This window comes from Rhizobium sp. YTU87027 (assembly GCF_050644135.1).
Taxonomy (GTDB): domain Bacteria; phylum Pseudomonadota; class Alphaproteobacteria; order Rhizobiales; family Rhizobiaceae; genus Rhizobium.
On record NZ_CP098440.1, the window covers coordinates 3,150,719 to 3,168,901 of the forward strand.

Below are 18,183 nucleotides of genomic sequence, written 5' to 3' on the forward strand. Positions count from 1 at the left end.
ACGGGTGGTTCTGAAATCTACTTCGATCAGTCGATGTTCTTCGTCGCACGCTTCAAGACGCTTTCGGGCAGCGTGACGCCCATCCGTGTGGCCGCACCCTTATTGACGACGAGATCACTGCCGGCAGCAACCTTCACCGGAATATCGCCGGGGTTTTCACCCTTAAGGATACGGACGACAATTTCGCCGGTCTGCTTGCCGACGTCGTAGTAGTTGAAGCCGAGTGCTGCAATCGCACCGCGCGAAACAGAGTCCGTGTCGGCCGTGAAGAGCGGCAGCTTGCTTTCTTCGGCGACGGCAACCGCACCTTCCAGTGCGGAAATGATCGTGTTGTCGGTCGGGATGTAAATGGCATCGGCACGGCCGACGAGCGCGCGGGCCGCACCCTGCACTTCCGCAGACTTGGTGGCCGCCGATTCAACAACCTTCAGGCCAGCCTTCTCGGCTTCCGTCTTCAGGACGGCGAGCAAAGATACCGAATTGGCTTCGCCGGAATTGTAGAGGTAGCCGATCGTCTTGGCGTTCGGTAGGATTTCCTTGATCAGCGCAACGTGCTCGGCAACCGGTGACATATCGGACAGACCGGTGACGTTACCGCCGGGCTTGTCCATGTTCTTCACGAGCTGCGCACCGAGCGGATCGGAAACGGCGGTGAAGACAACCGGAATGTCGCGCGTCGCGGAAACGACGGCCTGAGCGGAAGGCGTGGAGATCGGCACGATAACGTTCGGGCCCTCGCCTGCGAACTGGCGGGCGATTTGCGCAGCCGTTGCCGGGTTGCCCTGGGCCGACTCGAACATGAACTTCAGGTTCTCGCCTTCCTTGTAGCCCGCCGCCGTCAGCACATCGAGGACGCCCTTGCGTGCGGCGTCGAGAGCCGGATGCTCGACAATGGCCGTGACCGCGACGGTCACGTCTTCGGCCTTCGCAGGCAGGGTCAAGGCCAGCGTGGCCGCGACAGCAAGCAAAATTGAGCGCATTGGGTATCCTCCAGATATGATTTTGGCCTGCTTCTAGGAAAAGCAGGCCATGAAATCAATCATTAGAAAACACTGAACGGATCAAACTTGCTGATCAATCATCCGCACCGTGGTTGGCGATCATCATCGCCTCGAAGGCCAGCCGCTCGGTCTTGCGCATGCGCTCCGACTCCGACTTCAGCTGACCACAGGCCGCGAGAATGTCGCGGCCGCGCGGCGTGCGGATCGGCGAGGCATAGCCGGCCGAGTTGATGAAGTCGGCAAACTTCTCGATCTGCGCCCAGTCGGAACACTGGTAGTTGGTGCCGGGCCACGGGTTGAAAGGAATAAGGTTGATCTTCGCCGGCACGCCCTTCAGCAGCTGGACGAGACCCTTGGCGTCCTCAAGGCTGTCGTTGACGTCCTTCAGCATCACATACTCGAAGGTGATGCGACGGGCGTTCGACAAGCCGGGATACTTCCGGCAGGCGTCGATCAGCTCCTTCAACGGATACTTCTTGTTGATCGGCACTAGGATGTCGCGCAAGTCATCGCGCACCGCATGCAGCGAGATCGCCAGCATCACGCCAATCTCATCGCCGGTGCGGAAGATTTCAGGCACGACGCCCGAGGTGGAGAGTGTTACGCGGCGCTTGGAGAGCGACAGGCCGTCGCCGTCGGTTGCGATCAGCAACGCCTGTTTCACGGCATCGAAATTGTAGAGCGGCTCGCCCATGCCCATCATGACGATGTTGCTGACCTTGCGGCCTTCCGCCGGCATGATGGTGCCCTGCGGCGCTTCACGGTCTGGGAAATCGCCCAGCCGATCGCGGGCGAGCAGAAGCTGCGAGAGGATTTCTTCCGCAGTTAGGTTGCGGACCAGCCGTTGCGTGCCGGTGTGACAGAAGGAACAGGTCAGCGTGCAGCCGACCTGGCTCGAGATGCAGAGTGTGCCGCGCCCCTCCTCCGGGATGTAGACTGCTTCGATCTCGACTGGCCGGCCCGCACCGCGCGCCGGAAAGCGCAGCAGCCACTTGCGGGTGCCATCGTTGGAAACCTGCTCCTCGACGATTTCAGGGCGCGCAATCGTGAAATGCTGCTTCAGCATCTCGCGCATGTCCTTGGCGACATTCGTCATGTGATCGAAATCGGAGACGCCGCGCACATAAATCCAGTTCCAGAGCTGCGCGACACGCATCTTGATCTGCTTGTCCGGCACGCCTTTTTCACGCAGCGCAGCGCCCATCTCTTCGCGGCTGAGGCCGATCAGCGAAGGCTTCAATCCAGCGGCAACACCGCTGGTCGCTGCGCCCAAGGGCTTGGTAACAGTCATCGCATCCATGACGGACATAGTCTCTTATCCCGAATTCAACATGTAATCGCCCCGGTAAGCCGGATGACTTGCGGGCACGACAGGCATGGTGGCAGAAATTGAATGCGGAGCATACGGCAAGGACCGCGATCTATCCGCTGTTGCGCGGGCCTTTAGCATCATTTTTGCCGCGCGTCACTAGAGATGGAAACGGCGAAGGCCGGCACAAGGCCGGCCTTCTGAAAATTTCGTCACCGTGCAGAAAGCTTACTTGCAGCCTTCAACCTGCTTCAGTGCAGCAGAAATGCCAGACAGCGAGTAGCTGTACGACGTCGATGTACCCTTGCGCGATGTCGCGTTGACGGTCATCGAGTGGCCGCTCTTCATGGCGGCGACGAGCGCCGGCTCCTGAGCTGCATTCTCGACCCAGCCGGCCTTGTCCTTGGTGAACATCACGAAGGTCTTGTTGTCGATGACGACGTCGATCTTCGAGTTCTCCTTGACGGTGTAGCCCATCATTGCCTGCGGCTCGTAGGAAATGTTCTGACCGGGGCGCTGCGAAACGATGAAGAAGTTATCACCATGATCAATGCCGGCGGGCTTCTTTTCCGTCGGCACCGACAGAACGTAGCAGACGGTGTTCGCGCCCGACTTGTAGGAATAGGCGCCCCAGGCCTGGAACTGCTGGATGCGTGTCGGCGCTGTCGAAGCCGGGGTGGCCTGCTGCTGCGCTGCGGGCGCTGCAGGCTGCGACTTCTTGGACTGAGCGGATGCAATGCCGGCGCCGGCGAGAACGAGGGAAAGGGCGATTGCGGTACTTCTAAGAAACATGGATATCCTGCCGGTTCTTGCGATTCGAGCCCGAAGCGAACGGGCGGCGCATAATCACGATCTGCTTTATTTTGACTTAATTCAGGTTACCAAAGCGTCAACAGGGACTGCGAGAAGTCCCTGCCTGTGCCATTTTTGCCCAAGTGTCAACGTCGGGCGCTGGCGCCTCGCCCGTGATGACGTGATACTGTGTGCGCACACAGACCATCGTCACGGATGAATCTAAGACATAAAGATTCAGGCAAGAGTTTGACGTTTTTAGAAACCGTTGTACGTCAGTAAGCGTTGGAAATCCGTTGGAGAATTCGCCGAGCTAGGGGACTTTGGACGGGATATGAATGCCGAGGAGAAACAGCGCTTCGCCGACCTCGCCAAGGCCGTTGCGGAACGCCGCGACCAAGAGGCATTCGCCGTGCTGTTCGACTACTTCGCGCCGCGCCTGAAATCCTGGCTACTGCGCCAAAGAATGTCGAGTGGCGAAGCCGAGGAACTGGTCCAGGAAGTAATGATCGTGCTCTGGCACAAGGCTGAATTTTACAATGCAGCGAGATCGTCTCTTTCCACCTGGCTTTTTCGCATAGCCCGCAACCGCCGGATCGATCTTCAGCGCCGGGCCAGAACGCGCACTCTGGATGAGGCAGACCCGGCATTGCAGCCGGTCGCGGAAAACGGCGCAGACGAGATCCTCGCAAATGACGATCGCGACGCACACGTGCGCGCCGCTGTCAGCCAACTTCCGGAAGAGCAGCAGGAAATGCTCCGCGCCGCATTTTTTCTCGGCCAATCCCATTCGCAGATCGCCGAGGCGACGGGCTTGCCGCTCGGCACCGTAAAGTCGCGGATCCGGCTTGCCTTCGGAAAGCTCCGGAAGGTTCTTGAGGCCGAAAGCGCCTGACCGAGACCCGGCTAGATTGTCTTCATGCCTTCAGGCTTGTCGGCGAGCGCGCGGTCGGCAGCTTCATAGTGCTTCGGCTGCAGGTGCCGGCTGACCATGGCAAAAGCGGCGGAAAGGACTGCCACGTCGTCCGAAAACCCGATCACGGCAAAAACATCGGGAATCATGTCGACCGGCATGACGAAATAGGCAAGTGCGGCTAGGAGCACGCCGCGGACCCTTGTCGGCGTCTGCGGATCCATGGCGCAATAGAAAGCGGCGACGACGTCGCGTGAGAACGGGATCTGGCGGACCGCCTTCTTGAAGGTCGGCCAGAATTTCTTGCGCACGGTCTCTTCGCGCCGGCTCTGTGTATCATCATCGCCCGGCAGCAGGATCTCACCGAATTTGACGTCGTCCATTCCGATCGGTCCTCTCGTTCATGCGCACATATGGTGATGGTGGCAACGGATTCAATCGAGCCGGCGCGCAGCCGCCTTCTCCATTGCCGCAGCCAGCCTGAAGTCGAGCTCGGTAAGCCCGCCCGCATCATGGGTATTGAGCTTCACGTCGACGCGCGAATAGACATTGAACCATTCCGGATGATGATTGAGCCGTTCTGCTGCGAGCGCCGCTTCCGTCATAAAGCCGAAAGCCTCGACGAAATTGCGAAACTTGAAGCTTCGCGATATCGACGTGCCAGTGTCGTCGAGCGACCAGCCGTCAAGCTTGGCGAGTTCGGTAGCGATGGCTTGCCGTTCCAGTTTTTCCCGTTTCATGCGATTGTCCCTTCTCTTCCGTCATGGACCACTGATGAAACGCATTAGCATCCTGTTTGTTTGCATGGGCAATATCTGCCGTTCTCCTCTTGCCGAGGGGATTTTCTCGCATCTCGTCGATGAGTCCGGCTTTACCGATCGTTTCGAGATCGACTCGGCTGGCACGGGCGGTTGGCACGAGGGCGATCATCCGGGTCGGCGTTCGATCGCAACAGCCAAAGGCCACGGGATCGATATTTCTCAGCAACGCGCCCGCCAGATTAGGACGAAGGATTTCAGCGACTTCGACCTGATACTCGCGATGGATCGCGCGAATATCGCCGAGTTGCATCGGATGAGCCCGGGAGCCGCAAACATCCGCCTGTTCGGCGATTTCGCATTGGCAAGCGGCGAGGATATACCCGACCCCTATTTCGGCAGCAGCGACGGCTTCGAACTCGTCTACGCCAGGCTCTTTGCTGGCTGCAGGAAGCTGCTCGAGACGCTGGGCACCGACAATGCCTCATGGAGCGGGAAGATCTCTTCCGTCAGATAAGGCCCACCGCCGACCGATTCCCTCGACGAGAGCAGAACGAAGCGCGGAACCGTGAAGGCCGAAGTCTGGAAATTTCCACGTCCGGCGAGATAGTGCACGACGTCGTCGACTCGCGACGATTTCAACCGCGCCAGCGTGACATGAGGGGTGAACTTGCGGGGATCCGGCGGCAACCCGATACGCTGGCAGATCCGCTCAATTTCCGCCTGTAGGGCGTACATCTCGGGTGAAGGCGAGACACCTGCCCAAACCGAATGCGGCTTCTTGGATCCGAATGCACCGATACCATCAAGACGAATCTGGAATTCGGGGCGGTCGATGCGGTCAAGCCGATCGACAATTTCGTCTGCCGTCCGTCCATCGACATCGCCGATGAACCGCAAAGTGATGTGGTAATTCTCCACATCGATCCATCTTGCACCAGGGAGACCACCGCGCAGCAATGAAAGGCTCATCGCGGCATTGCGCGGAATTTCGAGGGCGGTAAACAGTCTCGGCATAACGAGCACTCCCCGAATCTTTTGCAGGTGCTCACACGGAATCACGCATTGGGCACCTGTGCAAGCCCCTAATTCTTCACAGTAGAAATCGTTCCCAAGAATTGCGTGATAGCCGGCTCCATCTTTTCGACCATCACATCGACACCCTTGCTGTTGGGATGCATCCCGTCCTCGAGCTTTAAGGCGGCCTCAAGAGCGACGCCGTCCAGAAAGAATGGATAGAGCGCAACACTATGTTTTTGCGCGAGTTTCTGGTAGATTGGGTTGAAGCGTGCGGCGTAGTCGTCCCCCATGTTCGGCGGCGCCAGCATACCGACGAGAAGAACGGCTATCCCGCGTTCCTTTAGCCGGGCAATCATCTGCTCGAGATTCTTCTCACTTTCTTCAGGAGGAATGCCACGCAGCGCATCATTAGCGCCGAGTTCGAGGATTACGCCGTCAGTGCCGTCTGGAACCGACCAGTCGATTCGCGCAAGACCGCCTGTCGTCGTGTCGCCCGACACACCAGCATTGGCGATTGATATATCCACCCCCTTGGCTCTCAGGGCTGCTTGCAATTTTTCCGGAAAGCCGTCACCGGGAGGAAGCTGGTAGCCCGCCATCAGGCTGTCTCCAAAACCGACCAGGCTGATTGTCCTGGCACTGGCCGCGACCGCAAAGGTCAGCGAAGCAACAATGACGGCGATGTGAAGGCCGGCAACTTTAAAACTCATTCCGCTTTCCCTAGATTGGCAGGACGATCGGCATCTATATAGGGCGAATACTGTTGGCAAAAACCATCATCGAGTTGAAGCGCGCCGATTTGACGCTTGGCAACGCCGCTGCATCCGTCCATGTGCTGAAAGGCATTGACCTGACGATTGCCGCCGGGGAGTCGGTCGGCATCGTGGGACCGTCGGGCTCCGGAAAATCCACCCTGCTTATGGTGCTTGCCGGGTTGGAAAAACTCGATAGTGGCGAAATCAACGTCAGCGGCACACCATTACATGCCCTGAGCGAAGACGAGGTGGCCGACTTCCGCGGCCGCAACATCGGCATCGTTTTCCAATCCTTCCACTTGATTGCCAACATGACGGCGCTGGAAAACGTCGCTGTGCCGTTGGAACTCGCCAACCTTCCCAATCCCTTTGAGATTGCGCGCCGCGAGCTAAAATCTGTCGGCCTTGGCGATCGATTGAACCACTATCCCGGCCAGTTGTCCGGCGGCGAACAGCAGCGCGTAGCAATTGCGCGCGCCCTTGCGCCCTCGCCGGCGTTGCTGATTGCCGACGAACCGACCGGCAACCTCGACACTGATACAGGCCGCCAGATAGCCGATCTCCTTTTTTCCAAACAGGCCGAGCGCGACATGACGCTGCTGCTCGTTACCCATGACACTGCACTCGCTAAGCGTTGCTCCAGGCAGATCAGAGTTCGTTCCGGCCAGATCGAGGGTGATAGCGCGCCGGTGCAGCCTGAGGCGGCAATTGCATGACATTGCTGAGCCCGCGCGTCTCCCTCGCCTTTCGTCTCGCGCTCCGCGAGTTGCGGGGCGGGCTAGGCGGCTTCTACATTTTTCTGGCCTGCATCGCTCTCGGGACCGGTGCCATTGCGGCGGTCAATTCGGTTTCGCAGTCCATCACCGACACGATCGCGACGCAAGGTCAGGAGATTCTGGCCGGCGATGCACGCTTCGAGCTCAACAACCGCGAGGCCACCGAAGCGGAGATGGACTTCCTACGCGGCTTAGGAAAGGTATCCGTATCAACAGGCCTGCGCTCGATGGCGCGCAAACCCGACGGCTCGGACCAGGCTCTCGTCGAAGTCAAGGCGGTCGATGGCGCCTATCCGCTCTACGGCACCTTCGAAGCGCAACCGAACTATCCTTTGCACACGCTCCTTTCCGGGCAGAGCGGCACCTACGGTGCAGTCGCAGCGCCGCTTCTTTTGGAGCGGCTCGGCCTTTCCATTGGTGACGAAATCCTCCTCGGCAACGTCATTTTGAACGTCACCGGAACGATCAAGACCGAACCGGACGCGGTTTCGGAAGGCTTCGGTTTCGCGCCGCGCCTTCTTGTGAGCAGGGAGGCGCTGAAGGCGTCCGGCCTCATCCAGACCGGCAGTCTGGTCGAACACGCCTACAAGATCCGCATGGACGACCCCGCCGAGAGATCTATGATCGGCGATCGGGCCGCGAAGGGATTTCCGTCGGCCGGCTGGTCAATCCGCACCAGCGACCGGGCTGCCCCGTCGCTAACCGAGAACATTGAGCGGTTTTCGCAGTTCCTGACGCTGGTCGGACTGACAGCGCTGATCGTCGGTGGAGTCGGCGTTGCCAATGCCGTGCGGGCCTTCCTCGATTCCAAGCGCACAACGATAGCGACGTTCAAATGTCTCGGCGCACCGGCGGCAACCGTCGTGCTGATCTATCTCTTTCAGATCGCAATCATTGCTCTCGGCGGCATGGTCGCAGGCTTGGTCATCGGCGCGCTGGCGCCGATCGTAGCGTCACAATTCCTGGCGCAATTTCTGCCTGTTTCCACCGATCTGACATTCTACCCCGGGGCCTTGGCCCTCGCAGTCCTGTTTGGCATTTTGACAACGCTGGCCTTTGCCATCATGCCGCTCGGACATTCCCGCGAGGTTCCGGCGACAGCGCTCTTCCGCGAGCAGGGTTTCGAAGCGCGGGGGCTACCCTCCTGGCCGTATATCCTTCTTGCCGCAGTCTTTCTGCTTGCCCTCGCCGGCCTCGCGATCGCAACTGCCTATGATCGCTTCATTGCAATCGTCTTTGTCGGGGCAATCGTCTTTGCCTTCGTGATCCTGCGGCTCGTCGCAGCCGGCATTGCTTGGCTCGCGCGCCGCAGCCCACGGGTGAATTCGCCAGCCCTGCGGCTCGCAATCGGCAACATCCACAGGCCGGGCGCGCTGACGCCCTCCGTCGTCCTGTCTCTCGGCCTTGGCCTGGCCCTGCTCGTGACCCTTACCTTGATCGACGGCAATATGCGGCAGCAATTGACTGGACGCATGTCTGCTGGGGCGCCGAACTTCTTCTTCGTCGACATTCAGGGATCGGAACTCGAGAAATTCCGCAGCGTCGTCAAAGCCAGTTCGCCGGATGGCAAGCTGGTCGAGGTGCCGATGCTGCGCGGCCGAATCCTAGCGCTTAACGGCGAGGATGTAGCGAAGCGGAAGGTGCCGCCGGCCGGCCAGTGGGTGCTGCGAGGCGACCGAGGCATCACCTATTCGGAAGCAATCCCAGAAAATGCATCTTTGACCGAGGGTTCGTGGTGGCTGAAGGATTACAGCGGTGAACCACTCGTGTCCTTCTCTGCCGAGGAGGCAAAGGAACTCGGCCTGAAGATCGGCGATACCGTCACCGTCAACGTGCTAGGGCGGAACATTACCGCCAGGATCGCAAACCTGCGCAAGGTCGAGTGGGAAACGCTCTCCATCAACTTCGTGATGGTGTTCTCGCCGAATACATTCCGTGGCGCGCCCCATGCCTGGCTGGCGACGCTCACCGACCCGACGGCGACCTCCAGCCAGGAGGCCGCGATCCTCAAGTCCGTGACAAACACCTATCCGACGATCACCAGCGTGCGGGTCAAGGATGCGATCGACATCGTCAATACCCTGGTGGCGCAGTTGGCAACGGCGATCCGCGCCGCCGCCTCGGTCGCACTCGTCGCATCGGTCCTCGTCCTTGCTGGCGCTCTGGCGGCCGGCAATCGCGCTCGTACCCACGATGCGGTCGTCCTCAAGACACTGGGCGCGACGCGGCGAATGCTGATCCGTGCCTTCTGCTACGAGTACCTCATCCTCGGCGCTGCGACCGCGGTCTTTGCGCTCTTTGCCGGCGGCGTCGCGGCCTGGTTCATCACCGCCCGGATCATGCGCATCTCCTCGCACTTCCTGCCCGATGTCGCCGGCCTGACGCTCGTAACGGCCCTGGTGCTGACCGTCGGTATTGGACTCATCGGCACCTGGCGCATCCTGGGGCAGAAGGCGGCACCCGTTTTACGCGAACTCTGATTGACCAAACAGAGAAATTTCCTTCACCTTACGGCGATTTAACCCGATCTCGGGTTGCAAGGGCCTTGTTTGCGAAAGCCGAAAGGCTCATATTGTCTGCAGGCATGCTGGGCTCCGCAGCGGCGCCCGGGTTTCGCGCCCGCCACCGTGTCCACACCGGAGCTTGTAAGAGGAAACTATGGCTGACCTTCGTAATTACCAAGGCCGCGTACAGACTGGCGAGATGATCGACCAGGGCCTACGCAGCTATATGCTCAAGGTCTACAACCTGATGGCGCTGGGTCTGGCGATCACGGGTGTAGCCGCCTATCTGGGCTTCAATTTCGCCGTTCAGGACGGCCAACTGACGCAGTTTGGCGTATTGCTTTTCCAGTCGCCGCTCCGTTGGGTGGTGATACTTGCACCGCTGGCCGCCGTGTTCTTCCTGAGCTTCAGGATTAACCGGATGAGCGTTGCCGCCGCGCAAACGACCTTCTGGGTCTACGCCGCGCTGGTGGGGCTATCGCTTGCGTCCATCTTCCTGGTCTACACGCAGTCGAGCATCACGCAGACGTTCTTCGTGACCGCGGCCTCCTTTGGCGCGCTCTCGCTGTACGGCTACACGACCAAGCGCGATCTCTCTGCGATGGGCTCGTTCCTGATCATGGGTCTTTTTGGCCTGATCATCGCGTCGATCGTGAACATCTTCCTGGCATCGTCCGCGCTTCAGTTCGCGGTTTCGGTGATCGGCGTCCTGATCTTCGCAGGCCTTACCGCCTACGATACGCAGCGCATCAAGGAACTGTACTACGAAGCCGACGGCGCGGATGTTGCTGGCCGCAAGGCTATCATGGGTGCACTGACGCTGTATCTCGACTTCATCAACCTCTTCATGTTCCTCCTGCAGTTCATGGGCGACCGCAAGTAAGGAACAGGAATGCTATCGAAAAAGGCGGCTTCAGCCGCCTTTTTTGTTGCCTGGTTTTGCGGAGAGTGATTTCTGGAGGAATCCATTGTCATTTCCGACCGGCTGACTGAATGCCCATCTCCCTCCGCGACGCTTCTTCATTCGACCTCCCCACCATCACCGCGATCTATCGAGAATCCGTTCAGAATGGTGTCGCAAGCTATGAGATCGTCCCGCCTGAACAGGGTGAGATGGCGGCACGCTTTTCCGCAATCACCGGTCAGGGCTATCCATACATCGCCGCGATCGATGAGGATGGTAGCCTGCTTGGTTACGCCTATGCCTCGGCCTTCCGCACGAGGCCGGCCTATCGTTGGATGGTCGAGGATTCAATCTACCTGGGGCCCGAGGCACGCGGCAGGGGAATTGGAAGGCTGCTGCTCGCCGAACTGATCCGACGTTGCACAGATCTTGGCTTTCGCCAGATGGTGGCCGTGATCGGCGGCGCACATCCGGCGTCGATCGCCTTGCATCAGGCACTCGGCTTCGAGGAAACCGGCCGCCTGAAAGGAACGGGCTACAAGCATGGCCGCTGGCTCGATACGATGATCATGCAGCGCGCCTTGGGTGATGGGTCGGCGACGGACCCCGACACCTCGACCTATCCAGGCACCCTGTTCAAGGCCTGAGCCGAGCTACTTCTCGACCAGCTTCAAAACCTTGTTGAAGACCTTCAAGACCTGCTGCAACTCGTGCCCGCGCTTCAGGATGACGCCGTGCGTATTGATAACGGAGTAGGCACCCTGCTTGGCGGCGAGCTTTGGATTCTTCTCGATACGAAAGAGCGGCATTTCGCCCGATCGTTTGAAAATCGAGAAGACGGCACGGTCTTTCAGGTGATCGATCGCATAGTCACGCCAGTCACCCTCGCCGACCATCCGGCCATAAATCCACAAAATTGCGTCGAGCTCGCGTCGGTGGAACGTGACCGGCGCTGGGTCCCTACTCTGCTTATATTCCTTGAGATCTACGACGACTGAGGAACTGCTGTCGGCTAACCGGCTCTCGCCGTGCCGCAAATCCTGCTGATCTGTCATCAGTCTCCCTGTGCCTCCGCTTGTGACAGGTGAATGACAGTTTGCCTTAGCGTTTATAAATTGCAAGCAGGCGATCAGTCACATTAATCATAGTCTGTGCAATCTCCCGCGTGCCTCAATTCAGTCAAAACAGCGCCTCATTTGCAAGGGAAATTCCCTCACGACTGCGTCGCGGGGCCGTTCGGATCCGCGTCGCACACGAATTGCGCATGATCTTTTTGCCAGATTCGGTCTGCCAAAGGGGTCGTGTGCGAGTTTGGCGCCAGCGCGCCAAAGGGCCCGGCTGACCGTATCGACCTTAACCCCAGCCCCGAATACGATCAGCCGGGCCGCCCCGTTTTCCATCCGCTAACGCGGATGAAACGTCAGATGTTCTTCCCGGCCATGACGACCGTCGCTCCGAGAATCGCTGACGGATTACCGTCAGCGGTGGAGGATTGAAGTAGAATCGCACAGCCCTCGAGATCCGGCTTCTGCATTACGCTTGCCGGCAGCGTCAAGCTCGTTTCCTTGCCCTCCCACATGCCGACGGTCTCCACATCGGCAACGCTGTTGAGATAGGCAATCTTCTGGCCGCTGTTTTCGCCCTTCTCCACGTCGATGGTTTTCTCGCGGTTGAAATAGACCATGACGACATTGGCTTTGCCTTGTCCTGCCCCGATCTTTATCTCGAGCTGATCGCCGCGCATCTCAGCCTTCACCGGCACTGTCAGGCCCATGCCTTCTGCTGCATAGCCATCGATCTTCTTATTGATCGCGCCGAGATCGGCGCCTGCAACGTGGTCGCGGCCATTGATGATGACCTGAGGCGTATAGACGTTGGCACGGCCCATCGACTGCGCATAACCATACTGGCGCTCGGTATTCTCCTTGGAACTCAGCGTGTCGGCCCATCCCATGTAGTTCCAGTAATCAACGTGATAGGCGAGAGCGATAACTCCCCCCGCCTCGACGAGCTTACGGAAAGCTGCATCGGCTGGAGGACAAGAAGAACATCCCTGTGAGGTGAAGAGTTCAACCACACCCTTCGGCGCGTCCTGGGCAAAAAGTGGGCTGGCAAGCGCCACACTTGCAACCAGAGAAATCAGAAACCGCGGGGACATTCATGCACCTTTTCTTCAGCACCTACTGCCACGCTTCGCCGCAGGTTCCGATGTCTGAACGTAGAGATAATGGTTCTAAATCGAAACGGAAAGTCACGAAGGGGTGAGACCAAGCTTCATGGCAGCCAAGCCGAGACACATCGCCGTGAGCAGGCATTCGATACCTCGCGTTCAAACAACCGCCGGAAATCTCTTTCCGGCGGCCAGGTCATGGAAGTCTGTTAACAATCAGGCAGCGAGATCGCGCAGAACCGTCTGCAGGATGCCGCCGTTGTTGAGGTAGATCACTTCGTCGAGCGTATCGACCCGCGACAGCAGCGAAACTTCCTTCACCGTGCCGTCACCGTAGGTGATCTTGGCGATCTTCTTTTCACGCGGCTTGATGTTTTCGAGACCTTCAATGGTGACGAGTTCGTCGCCCTTCAGGCCAAGGCTTGCCCAGGTGGTGCCCTCTTCGAAGACGAAGGGGATGACGCCCATGCCGACTAGGTTCGAGCGGTGAATGCGCTCGAAGGACTGTGCGATGACCGCCTTCACGCCGAGCAGATTGGTGCCCTTCGCAGCCCAGTCGCGGGACGAACCGTTACCGTATTCGACACCAGCGAAGATGACGAGCGGGACGCCCTCGGCCTTGTACTGCATGGCCGCGTCGTAGATCGATTCCTCTTCCTTCGACGGATAGTGGATGGTGTAGCCACCTTCCTTGCCGTTCGGGCCGAGCATGTGGTTGCGGATGCGGATGTTGGCAAACGTGCCGCGCATCATCACTTCATGGTTGCCGCGACGCGTGCCGTACTGGTTGAAATCAGCGACGCCGACATTGTTCTCGAGCAGGTAAGAACCGGCCGGAGACGCAGCCTTGATCGAACCGGCCGGGGAAATGTGGTCGGTGGTGATCTTGTCGCCGAAGAGGCCGAGAACACGGGCCCCCTTGATATCGGAAATGCCCGTGCCCTTCTTGCCCATGCCCACGAAATAGGGTGGGTTCTGCACGTAGGTCGACTTGTCGTCCCAGGCGTAGGTCTGCCCGGCCGGCACGTTGACGGCCTGCCAGTTTTCGTCGCCCTTGAAGACGTCGGCATACTTGGTCTCATAGAGCTCGCGAGTGACATACTTCTGGATGAAGTCCTGAACCTCATGCGAGGAAGGCCAGATGTCCTTGAGATAAACCGGGTTGCCGTTCTGGTCTTCGCCGATCGGTTCCTTGGTCAGATCCTTCTGGACAGAGCCTGCGAGCGCGTAGGCAACGACGAGCGGCGGCGAGGCCAGGTAGTTCGCCTGGACATCAGGCGAGATGCGGCCTTCGAAGTTACGGTTACCGGACAGAACGCCTGAAACGATGAGACCCTTGTCGTTGATCGTCTTCGAGATCGGCGCCGGCAGCGGGCCGGAGTTGCCGATGCAGGTGGTGCAGCCGAAGCCGACGAGGTTGAAGCCGAGTTTGTCGAGGTCGGCCTGCAGGCCGGACTTTGCGAGGTATTCGCCGACGACCTGCGATCCGGGCGCCAGCGAGGTCTTGACCCACGGCTTGGACTTCAGGCCCTTGGCAACGGCGTTGCGGGCGAGAAGGCCGGCGGCGATCAGAACCGACGGGTTGGAGGTGTTGGTGCAGGACGTGATCGCGGCAATCGCCACGTCGCCATGGCCAAGATCGAAGTCGGTGCCTTCGACCGCGTAACGGTTGGCGAGCTGGCCGGGCTTCTTGTAGTCGGTGTCCATCGAGCCGGCGAAACCGGACGCGATGTTTTCCAGCGGGATGCGGCCTTCGGGACGCTTCGGGCCGGCCATGGCGGGCACGACGTCGCCGAGGTCGAGTTCGAGTGTGTCGGTGAAGACCAGATCAGAGCCGTCGCCGTCGCGCCACATGCCCTGCGCCTTCGAATAGGCTTCGACCAGCGCGATGCGGTCCTTGGTGCGGCCCGACATGTTGAGGTAGTTGATGGTTTCGCCATCGACCGGAAAGAAGCCGCAGGTCGCGCCGTATTCCGGCCCCATGTTGCCGATCGTCGCACGGTCTGCGAGCGGCATGTTGTCCAGACCGGGGCCGAAGAATTCGACGAACTTGGAAACAACGCCCTTCTTGCGCAACATCTGCACGACCATCAGCACGAGGTCGGTCGCCGTGACGCCTTCCTTGAGCTTGCCGGTGAGCTTGAAGCCGATGACTTCAGGCAGGAGCATCGAGACCGGCTGACCAAGCATGGCCGCTTCCGCTTCGATACCGCCGACGCCCCAGCCGAGAACGCCGAGACCGTTGATCATCGTGGTGTGCGAATCGGTGCCAACGCAGGTATCCGGATAAGCGACGGTCTCGCCATCCTCTTCCTTCGTCCAGACGGTCTGGCCGAGATATTCGAGGTTAACCTGGTGACAGATGCCGGTGCCCGGAGGAACGACGCGGAAATTCTTGAATGCCTGCTGGCCCCACTTCAGGAAGCGGTAGCGCTCGCCGTTGCGCTGATATTCCAACTCAACGTTCTTGGCGAAGGCCTGCGGCGTGCCGAATTCGTCGACGATAACAGAGTGGTCGATGACGAGATCGACGGGAACCAGCGGGTTGATCTTCTCGGGGTCGCCACCGAGCGAAACCATCGCATCGCGCATCGCGGCGAGGTCGACGACGGCGGGAACGCCGGTGAAGTCCTGCATCAGCACGCGCGCCGGGCGGTAAGCGATTTCGTTTTCGACAGCACCCTTGTTGTTGAGCCATTCGGCAACGGCCAGAATGTGCTCCTTGGTCACCGACTGGCCGTCTTCGAAGCGCAGCAGGTTCTCGAGCAGAACCTTCATCGAATAGGGAAGCTTCGAAACGCCCGGAAGGCCATTCGCCTCAGCCTTGGGAAGGCTGTAATAGACGTAGTCCTTACCGTTCACGGTGAGCGTGGAACGACAATTGAAGCTGTCAAGAGATTTAGACACGAGAGACCCCGTTTCTGATAGCGAACACAATCGTGCGGACGCCTATGCACTTTATGCACATCAGGATGCGGGTACGGCCATTTCCGCTGTCCGCACGTGGAGCGAAGCCCCATGTTCGGCGCAAGGATGAAATTCACGCCGACCGCTGGCGTGGTTGCGGGTCTTATAGATAATTTCTAAGAAAGGTGCCAGAGAGTGCGTGACCCATTTCGGATTTTTTTGCATTGCGATGACTGAAAAATTAAACCACGGAAAAGTCATGCATCTCGAGACCGCCAATCTGGCCGCGCGCCGGGGGGAAGACCTGATTTTCGAAGGCGTGTCCTTTCGCCTGGAATCGGGCGAAGCGCTGGTTTTGACAGGCAAAAATGGATCCGGAAAGTCAACTTTGCTCCGTGTCGTCGCCGGTCTGCTGCATCAGGAAAGAGGATCGGTGAGCTTCACCGATTCGCATGGCAACACTCACGGACGCGTCGGCGAAATCAGCCACTACCTCGGCCACCGCAATGCAATGAAAAGCGAGCTGACGGTCGCCGAAAACCTCGACTTCTGGCGCCGCTTTCTTGGAGAAGCGCACGGCGCTTCGACCGTTTCCATCGATGAGGCTGCCGAGGCGGTAGGGCTCGAGGGGATCACGCACCTTCCGTTCGGCTACCTCTCCGCTGGACAGCAACGCCGCTTCGCCTTTGCAAAGCTGCTTATCGCCTACCGGCCGGTATGGATCCTTGACGAACCGACCGCAGCGCTGGACACAAGCGGCGACCGCCTCTTTGCCGAACTGATCGAGACCCATCGCCACAAGGGCGGGATCGTGCTTGCGGCAACCCACCAGCCACTCGGCCTGGAAGGCGCGCAGGAATTGCGGATGGCGGGATTTGCCCATTCCGGACCGGGAGTATGGGCATGACCGCACTTCTGCTGCGCGACCTCAGACTGTCCATCCGCGCCGGCGGCGGCGCGCTGATCGGCGTCCTCTTCTTCCTGACCGTCGTCGCGGTCATCCCCTTCGGCGTTGGGCCCGATCTCGCACTGCTGTCCCGCATCGGCCCGGCCATCGTCTGGATCGGTGCACTGCTTGCAGCACTTCTCGGCCTTGACCGCCTGTTTCAGGCCGAACGTGACGATGGCTCGCTCGACCTCATGCTGATGCAGGAAACCCCACTGGTCCTGACGGTGCTGGTCAAGTGCCTGGCACACTGGGTCGCAACCAGCCTACCGCTGGTCATTGCTTCACCGCTGCTCGGCCTGTTCATGAACATGAGCGAGACGGCGATCGGCGCGACGATGCTGACACTGCTCGTCGGTTCGCCTGCGATTACCTTCATTGGCGCTGTCGGCGCAGCCGTTGCCGTCGCTCTGCCGCGCGGCGGACTGCTGGTCTCGATCCTGGTGCTGCCGCTGACCATCCCCGTGCTGATCTTCGGCGTCAGCGCCACCTACGCGGCGGTCGAAGGACCCTCTCCCTTCCTGCCACCCTTCCTGATCCTCATCGCACTGACACTGTTCTTCGCCGTCATCGGCCCGGCGGCGGCGGCATTGGCGCTCCGCAACACGTCGGATTGATGGAGCGCTCGATTGCGGCATAAGGCATATCGAGGTAAGGAAACGGCATGAACGAAACGAGCCTTGCCATCACAAAATTCAGCGATCTCGCCAACCCGACGCGGTTTCTGGCGCTGGCCGCGCGCATCCTGCCCTGGATGGCCGGGTTCACGACTCTCTGTTTTATCGTGGGGCTGTATCTCAGCTTCACGACCGAAGGCGACTACCAGCAGGGCGAAACGGTTCGCATCATGTATATCCACGTGCCGGCCGCCTGGCTGTCCATGATGGGCTATACGATCATGAGCCTCTCGGCGATCGGCACACTCGTGTGGCGCCATCCGCTGGCGGATGTATCGGCGAAGGCAGCAGCCCCGCTCGGCGCCGCCTTCACGCTGATTGCCCTCGTTACCGGCTCCCTCTGGGGCAAGCCGATGTGGGGCACCTGGTGGGTCTGGGATGCCAGACTCACATCCGTCTTCATCCTGTTCCTGATGTATCTCGGGCTTATCGCCCTCAATCGCGCCATCGACGACCCGTCCAAGGCCGCCCGCGTCGGCGCCGTGCTGATCCTTGTTGGCTTCGTCAACATCCCGATCATCAAGTTCTCGGTGGACTGGTGGAACACGCTACATCAATCCGCAAGCGTCCTGCGCCTCGACGGCCCGGCCATCGATCCGGAGTTCCTGCGGCCGCTGCTGGTGATGGCCGTCGCATTCACCGCGCTCTTCTTCACCCTGCACATCATGGCCATGCGCAACGAAATCTGGCGTCGCCGCGTCGCGACACAACGCCGCATGGCGGCCCGCATGGCGAGCCGCGAGGGATAGCC

General features: G+C 59.7%; 19 protein-coding genes. 9 read left to right on the forward strand and 10 right to left on the reverse strand.

The window, feature by feature from the left end:
• Positions 1–26: 26 nt before the first annotated feature.
• The 3 genes from NBG89_RS15620 to NBG89_RS15630 all read right to left on the reverse strand — a co-directional run bounded on the left by NBG89_RS15620 (position 27) and on the right by NBG89_RS15630 (position 3,102).
• Complete coding sequence (locus NBG89_RS15620; protein WP_431320689.1) at positions 27–980, reverse strand: ABC transporter substrate-binding protein; 954 nt, start codon at positions 978–980, stop codon at positions 27–29.
• Between the two features lie 94 nt (positions 981–1,074).
• The gene (gene rlmN / locus NBG89_RS15625; RefSeq protein WP_431320690.1) at positions 1,075–2,310 is read right to left on the reverse strand and encodes a 23S rRNA (adenine(2503)-C(2))-methyltransferase RlmN; all 1,236 of its coding nucleotides are present in this window, start codon (positions 2,308–2,310) and stop codon (positions 1,075–1,077) included.
• A 228-nt stretch (positions 2,311–2,538) separates the two neighbouring features.
• Positions 2,539–3,102 carry an invasion associated locus B family protein gene (locus NBG89_RS15630; RefSeq protein ID WP_431320691.1) on the reverse strand — a complete coding sequence of 188 codons (564 nt, stop codon included), beginning with the start codon at positions 3,100–3,102 and terminating at the stop codon, positions 2,539–2,541.
• A 334-nt stretch (positions 3,103–3,436) separates the two neighbouring features.
• On the opposite strand from NBG89_RS15630, the gene NBG89_RS15635 reads away from it, so the two are divergent.
• On the forward strand, positions 3,437–3,997 hold the full coding sequence (locus NBG89_RS15635) for a sigma-70 family RNA polymerase sigma factor (protein ID WP_431320692.1): 561 nt from the start codon (positions 3,437–3,439) through the stop codon (positions 3,995–3,997).
• Positions 3,998–4,008: 11 nt separating this feature from the next.
• On the opposite strand, the gene NBG89_RS15640 is transcribed toward NBG89_RS15635, so the two are convergent.
• On the reverse strand, positions 4,009–4,398 hold the full coding sequence (locus tag NBG89_RS15640) for a YkvA family protein (protein WP_088692982.1): 390 nt from the start codon (positions 4,396–4,398) through the stop codon (positions 4,009–4,011).
• 51 nt (positions 4,399–4,449) lie between these two features.
• Positions 4,450–4,755, reverse strand: coding sequence for a 4a-hydroxytetrahydrobiopterin dehydratase (locus NBG89_RS15645; RefSeq protein ID WP_431320693.1), 306 nt, complete (start codon positions 4,753–4,755; stop codon positions 4,450–4,452).
• A 34-nt stretch (positions 4,756–4,789) separates the two neighbouring features.
• Between NBG89_RS15645 and NBG89_RS15650 the strand changes: the two genes are divergently transcribed.
• Complete coding sequence (locus tag NBG89_RS15650; RefSeq protein ID WP_431320694.1) at positions 4,790–5,290, forward strand: low molecular weight protein-tyrosine-phosphatase; 501 nt, start codon at positions 4,790–4,792, stop codon at positions 5,288–5,290.
• On the opposite strand, the gene thpR is transcribed toward NBG89_RS15650, so the two are convergent.
• Entirely contained in the window at positions 5,197–5,790 is a 594-nt protein-coding gene (gene thpR, locus NBG89_RS15655) for an RNA 2',3'-cyclic phosphodiesterase (RefSeq protein WP_083929825.1), read from the reverse strand. The genes NBG89_RS15650 and thpR overlap by 94 nt on opposite strands.
• 68 nt (positions 5,791–5,858) lie before the next feature.
• The gene (locus NBG89_RS15660; protein ID WP_431320695.1) at positions 5,859–6,503 is read right to left on the reverse strand and encodes an arylesterase; all 645 of its coding nucleotides are present in this window, start codon (positions 6,501–6,503) and stop codon (positions 5,859–5,861) included.
• A gap of 53 nt (positions 6,504–6,556) precedes the next feature.
• Here NBG89_RS15660 and NBG89_RS15665 point away from each other — a divergent pair, with 53 nt between their 5' ends.
• From NBG89_RS15665 to NBG89_RS15680, 4 genes are all read left to right on the forward strand, one after another.
• The gene (locus tag NBG89_RS15665; protein ID WP_088692986.1) at positions 6,557–7,264 is read left to right on the forward strand and encodes an ABC transporter ATP-binding protein; all 708 of its coding nucleotides are present in this window, start codon (positions 6,557–6,559) and stop codon (positions 7,262–7,264) included.
• A complete protein-coding gene (locus NBG89_RS15670) occupies positions 7,261–9,804 on the forward strand; it encodes an ABC transporter permease (RefSeq protein ID WP_431320696.1) in 2,544 nt (847 codons plus the stop codon). The genes NBG89_RS15665 and NBG89_RS15670 overlap by 4 nt, the downstream gene beginning before the upstream one ends.
• A 178-nt stretch (positions 9,805–9,982) precedes the next feature.
• Complete coding sequence (locus NBG89_RS15675) at positions 9,983–10,711, forward strand: Bax inhibitor-1/YccA family protein (RefSeq protein WP_088692988.1); 729 nt, start codon at positions 9,983–9,985, stop codon at positions 10,709–10,711.
• A 110-nt stretch (positions 10,712–10,821) separates the two neighbouring features.
• Entirely contained in the window at positions 10,822–11,379 is a 558-nt protein-coding gene (locus NBG89_RS15680; RefSeq protein WP_088692989.1) for a GNAT family N-acetyltransferase, read from the forward strand.
• A 6-nt stretch (positions 11,380–11,385) separates the two neighbouring features.
• On the opposite strand, the gene NBG89_RS15685 is transcribed toward NBG89_RS15680, so the two are convergent.
• The 3 genes from NBG89_RS15685 to acnA form a co-directional block, all read right to left on the reverse strand.
• Entirely contained in the window at positions 11,386–11,787 is a 402-nt protein-coding gene (locus NBG89_RS15685; RefSeq protein WP_431320697.1) for a DUF2794 domain-containing protein, read from the reverse strand.
• Positions 11,788–12,152: 365 nt separating this feature from the next.
• On the reverse strand, positions 12,153–12,890 hold the full coding sequence (locus NBG89_RS15690) for a DUF1223 domain-containing protein (RefSeq protein ID WP_431320698.1): 738 nt from the start codon (positions 12,888–12,890) through the stop codon (positions 12,153–12,155).
• A gap of 228 nt (positions 12,891–13,118) precedes the next feature.
• On the reverse strand, positions 13,119–15,809 hold the full coding sequence (gene acnA / locus NBG89_RS15695; RefSeq protein ID WP_431320699.1) for an aconitate hydratase AcnA: 2,691 nt from the start codon (positions 15,807–15,809) through the stop codon (positions 13,119–13,121).
• A 259-nt stretch (positions 15,810–16,068) separates the two neighbouring features.
• Here acnA and ccmA point away from each other — a divergent pair, with 259 nt between their 5' ends.
• Genes ccmA through NBG89_RS15710 form a run of 3 tightly spaced genes read left to right on the forward strand, consistent with a single transcriptional unit; the run spans position 16,069 to position 18,181 of the window.
• On the forward strand, positions 16,069–16,716 hold the full coding sequence (ccmA, locus tag NBG89_RS15700) for a heme ABC exporter ATP-binding protein CcmA (RefSeq protein WP_431320700.1): 648 nt from the start codon (positions 16,069–16,071) through the stop codon (positions 16,714–16,716).
• Positions 16,713–17,372: a heme exporter protein CcmB gene (gene ccmB, locus NBG89_RS15705; protein ID WP_088692994.1), complete on the forward strand. Its 660-nt coding sequence runs from the start codon at positions 16,713–16,715 to the stop codon at positions 17,370–17,372. Before ccmA ends, ccmB begins: the two co-directional genes overlap by 4 nt.
• Positions 17,373–17,419: 47 nt before the next feature.
• Positions 17,420–18,181 carry a heme ABC transporter permease gene (locus NBG89_RS15710; protein WP_431320701.1) on the forward strand — a complete coding sequence of 254 codons (762 nt, stop codon included), beginning with the start codon at positions 17,420–17,422 and terminating at the stop codon, positions 18,179–18,181.
• Positions 18,182–18,183: the final 2 nt, after the last annotated feature.

Excerpts from the sequence above, each read along its gene's own strand:
- NBG89_RS15620 (WP_431320689.1), bottom strand. The coding sequence starts at position 980 with ATGCGCTCAATTTTGCTTGCTGTCGCGGCCACGCTGGCCTTGACCCTG.
- rlmN (WP_431320690.1), bottom strand. The coding sequence starts at position 2,310 with ATGTCCGTCATGGATGCGATGACTGTTACCAAGCCCTTGGGCGCAGCG.
- NBG89_RS15630 (WP_431320691.1), bottom strand. The coding sequence starts at position 3,102 with ATGTTTCTTAGAAGTACCGCAATCGCCCTTTCCCTCGTTCTCGCCGGC.
- NBG89_RS15635 (WP_431320692.1), top strand. The coding sequence starts at position 3,437 with ATGAATGCCGAGGAGAAACAGCGCTTCGCCGACCTCGCCAAGGCCGTT.
- NBG89_RS15640 (WP_088692982.1), bottom strand. The coding sequence starts at position 4,398 with ATGGACGACGTCAAATTCGGTGAGATCCTGCTGCCGGGCGATGATGAT.
- NBG89_RS15645 (WP_431320693.1), bottom strand. The coding sequence starts at position 4,755 with ATGAAACGGGAAAAACTGGAACGGCAAGCCATCGCTACCGAACTCGCC.
- NBG89_RS15650 (WP_431320694.1), top strand. The coding sequence starts at position 4,790 with ATGAAACGCATTAGCATCCTGTTTGTTTGCATGGGCAATATCTGCCGT.
- thpR (WP_083929825.1), bottom strand. The coding sequence starts at position 5,790 with ATGCCGAGACTGTTTACCGCCCTCGAAATTCCGCGCAATGCCGCGATG.
- NBG89_RS15660 (WP_431320695.1), bottom strand. The coding sequence starts at position 6,503 with ATGAGTTTTAAAGTTGCCGGCCTTCACATCGCCGTCATTGTTGCTTCG.
- NBG89_RS15670 (WP_431320696.1), top strand. The coding sequence starts at position 7,261 with ATGACATTGCTGAGCCCGCGCGTCTCCCTCGCCTTTCGTCTCGCGCTC.
- NBG89_RS15675 (WP_088692988.1), top strand. The coding sequence starts at position 9,983 with ATGGCTGACCTTCGTAATTACCAAGGCCGCGTACAGACTGGCGAGATG.
- NBG89_RS15680 (WP_088692989.1), top strand. The coding sequence starts at position 10,822 with ATGCCCATCTCCCTCCGCGACGCTTCTTCATTCGACCTCCCCACCATC.
- NBG89_RS15685 (WP_431320697.1), bottom strand. The coding sequence starts at position 11,787 with ATGACAGATCAGCAGGATTTGCGGCACGGCGAGAGCCGGTTAGCCGAC.
- NBG89_RS15690 (WP_431320698.1), bottom strand. The coding sequence starts at position 12,890 with ATGTCCCCGCGGTTTCTGATTTCTCTGGTTGCAAGTGTGGCGCTTGCC.
- ccmA (WP_431320700.1), top strand. The coding sequence starts at position 16,069 with ATGCATCTCGAGACCGCCAATCTGGCCGCGCGCCGGGGGGAAGACCTG.
- ccmB (WP_088692994.1), top strand. The coding sequence starts at position 16,713 with ATGACCGCACTTCTGCTGCGCGACCTCAGACTGTCCATCCGCGCCGGC.
- NBG89_RS15710 (WP_431320701.1), top strand. The coding sequence starts at position 17,420 with ATGAACGAAACGAGCCTTGCCATCACAAAATTCAGCGATCTCGCCAAC.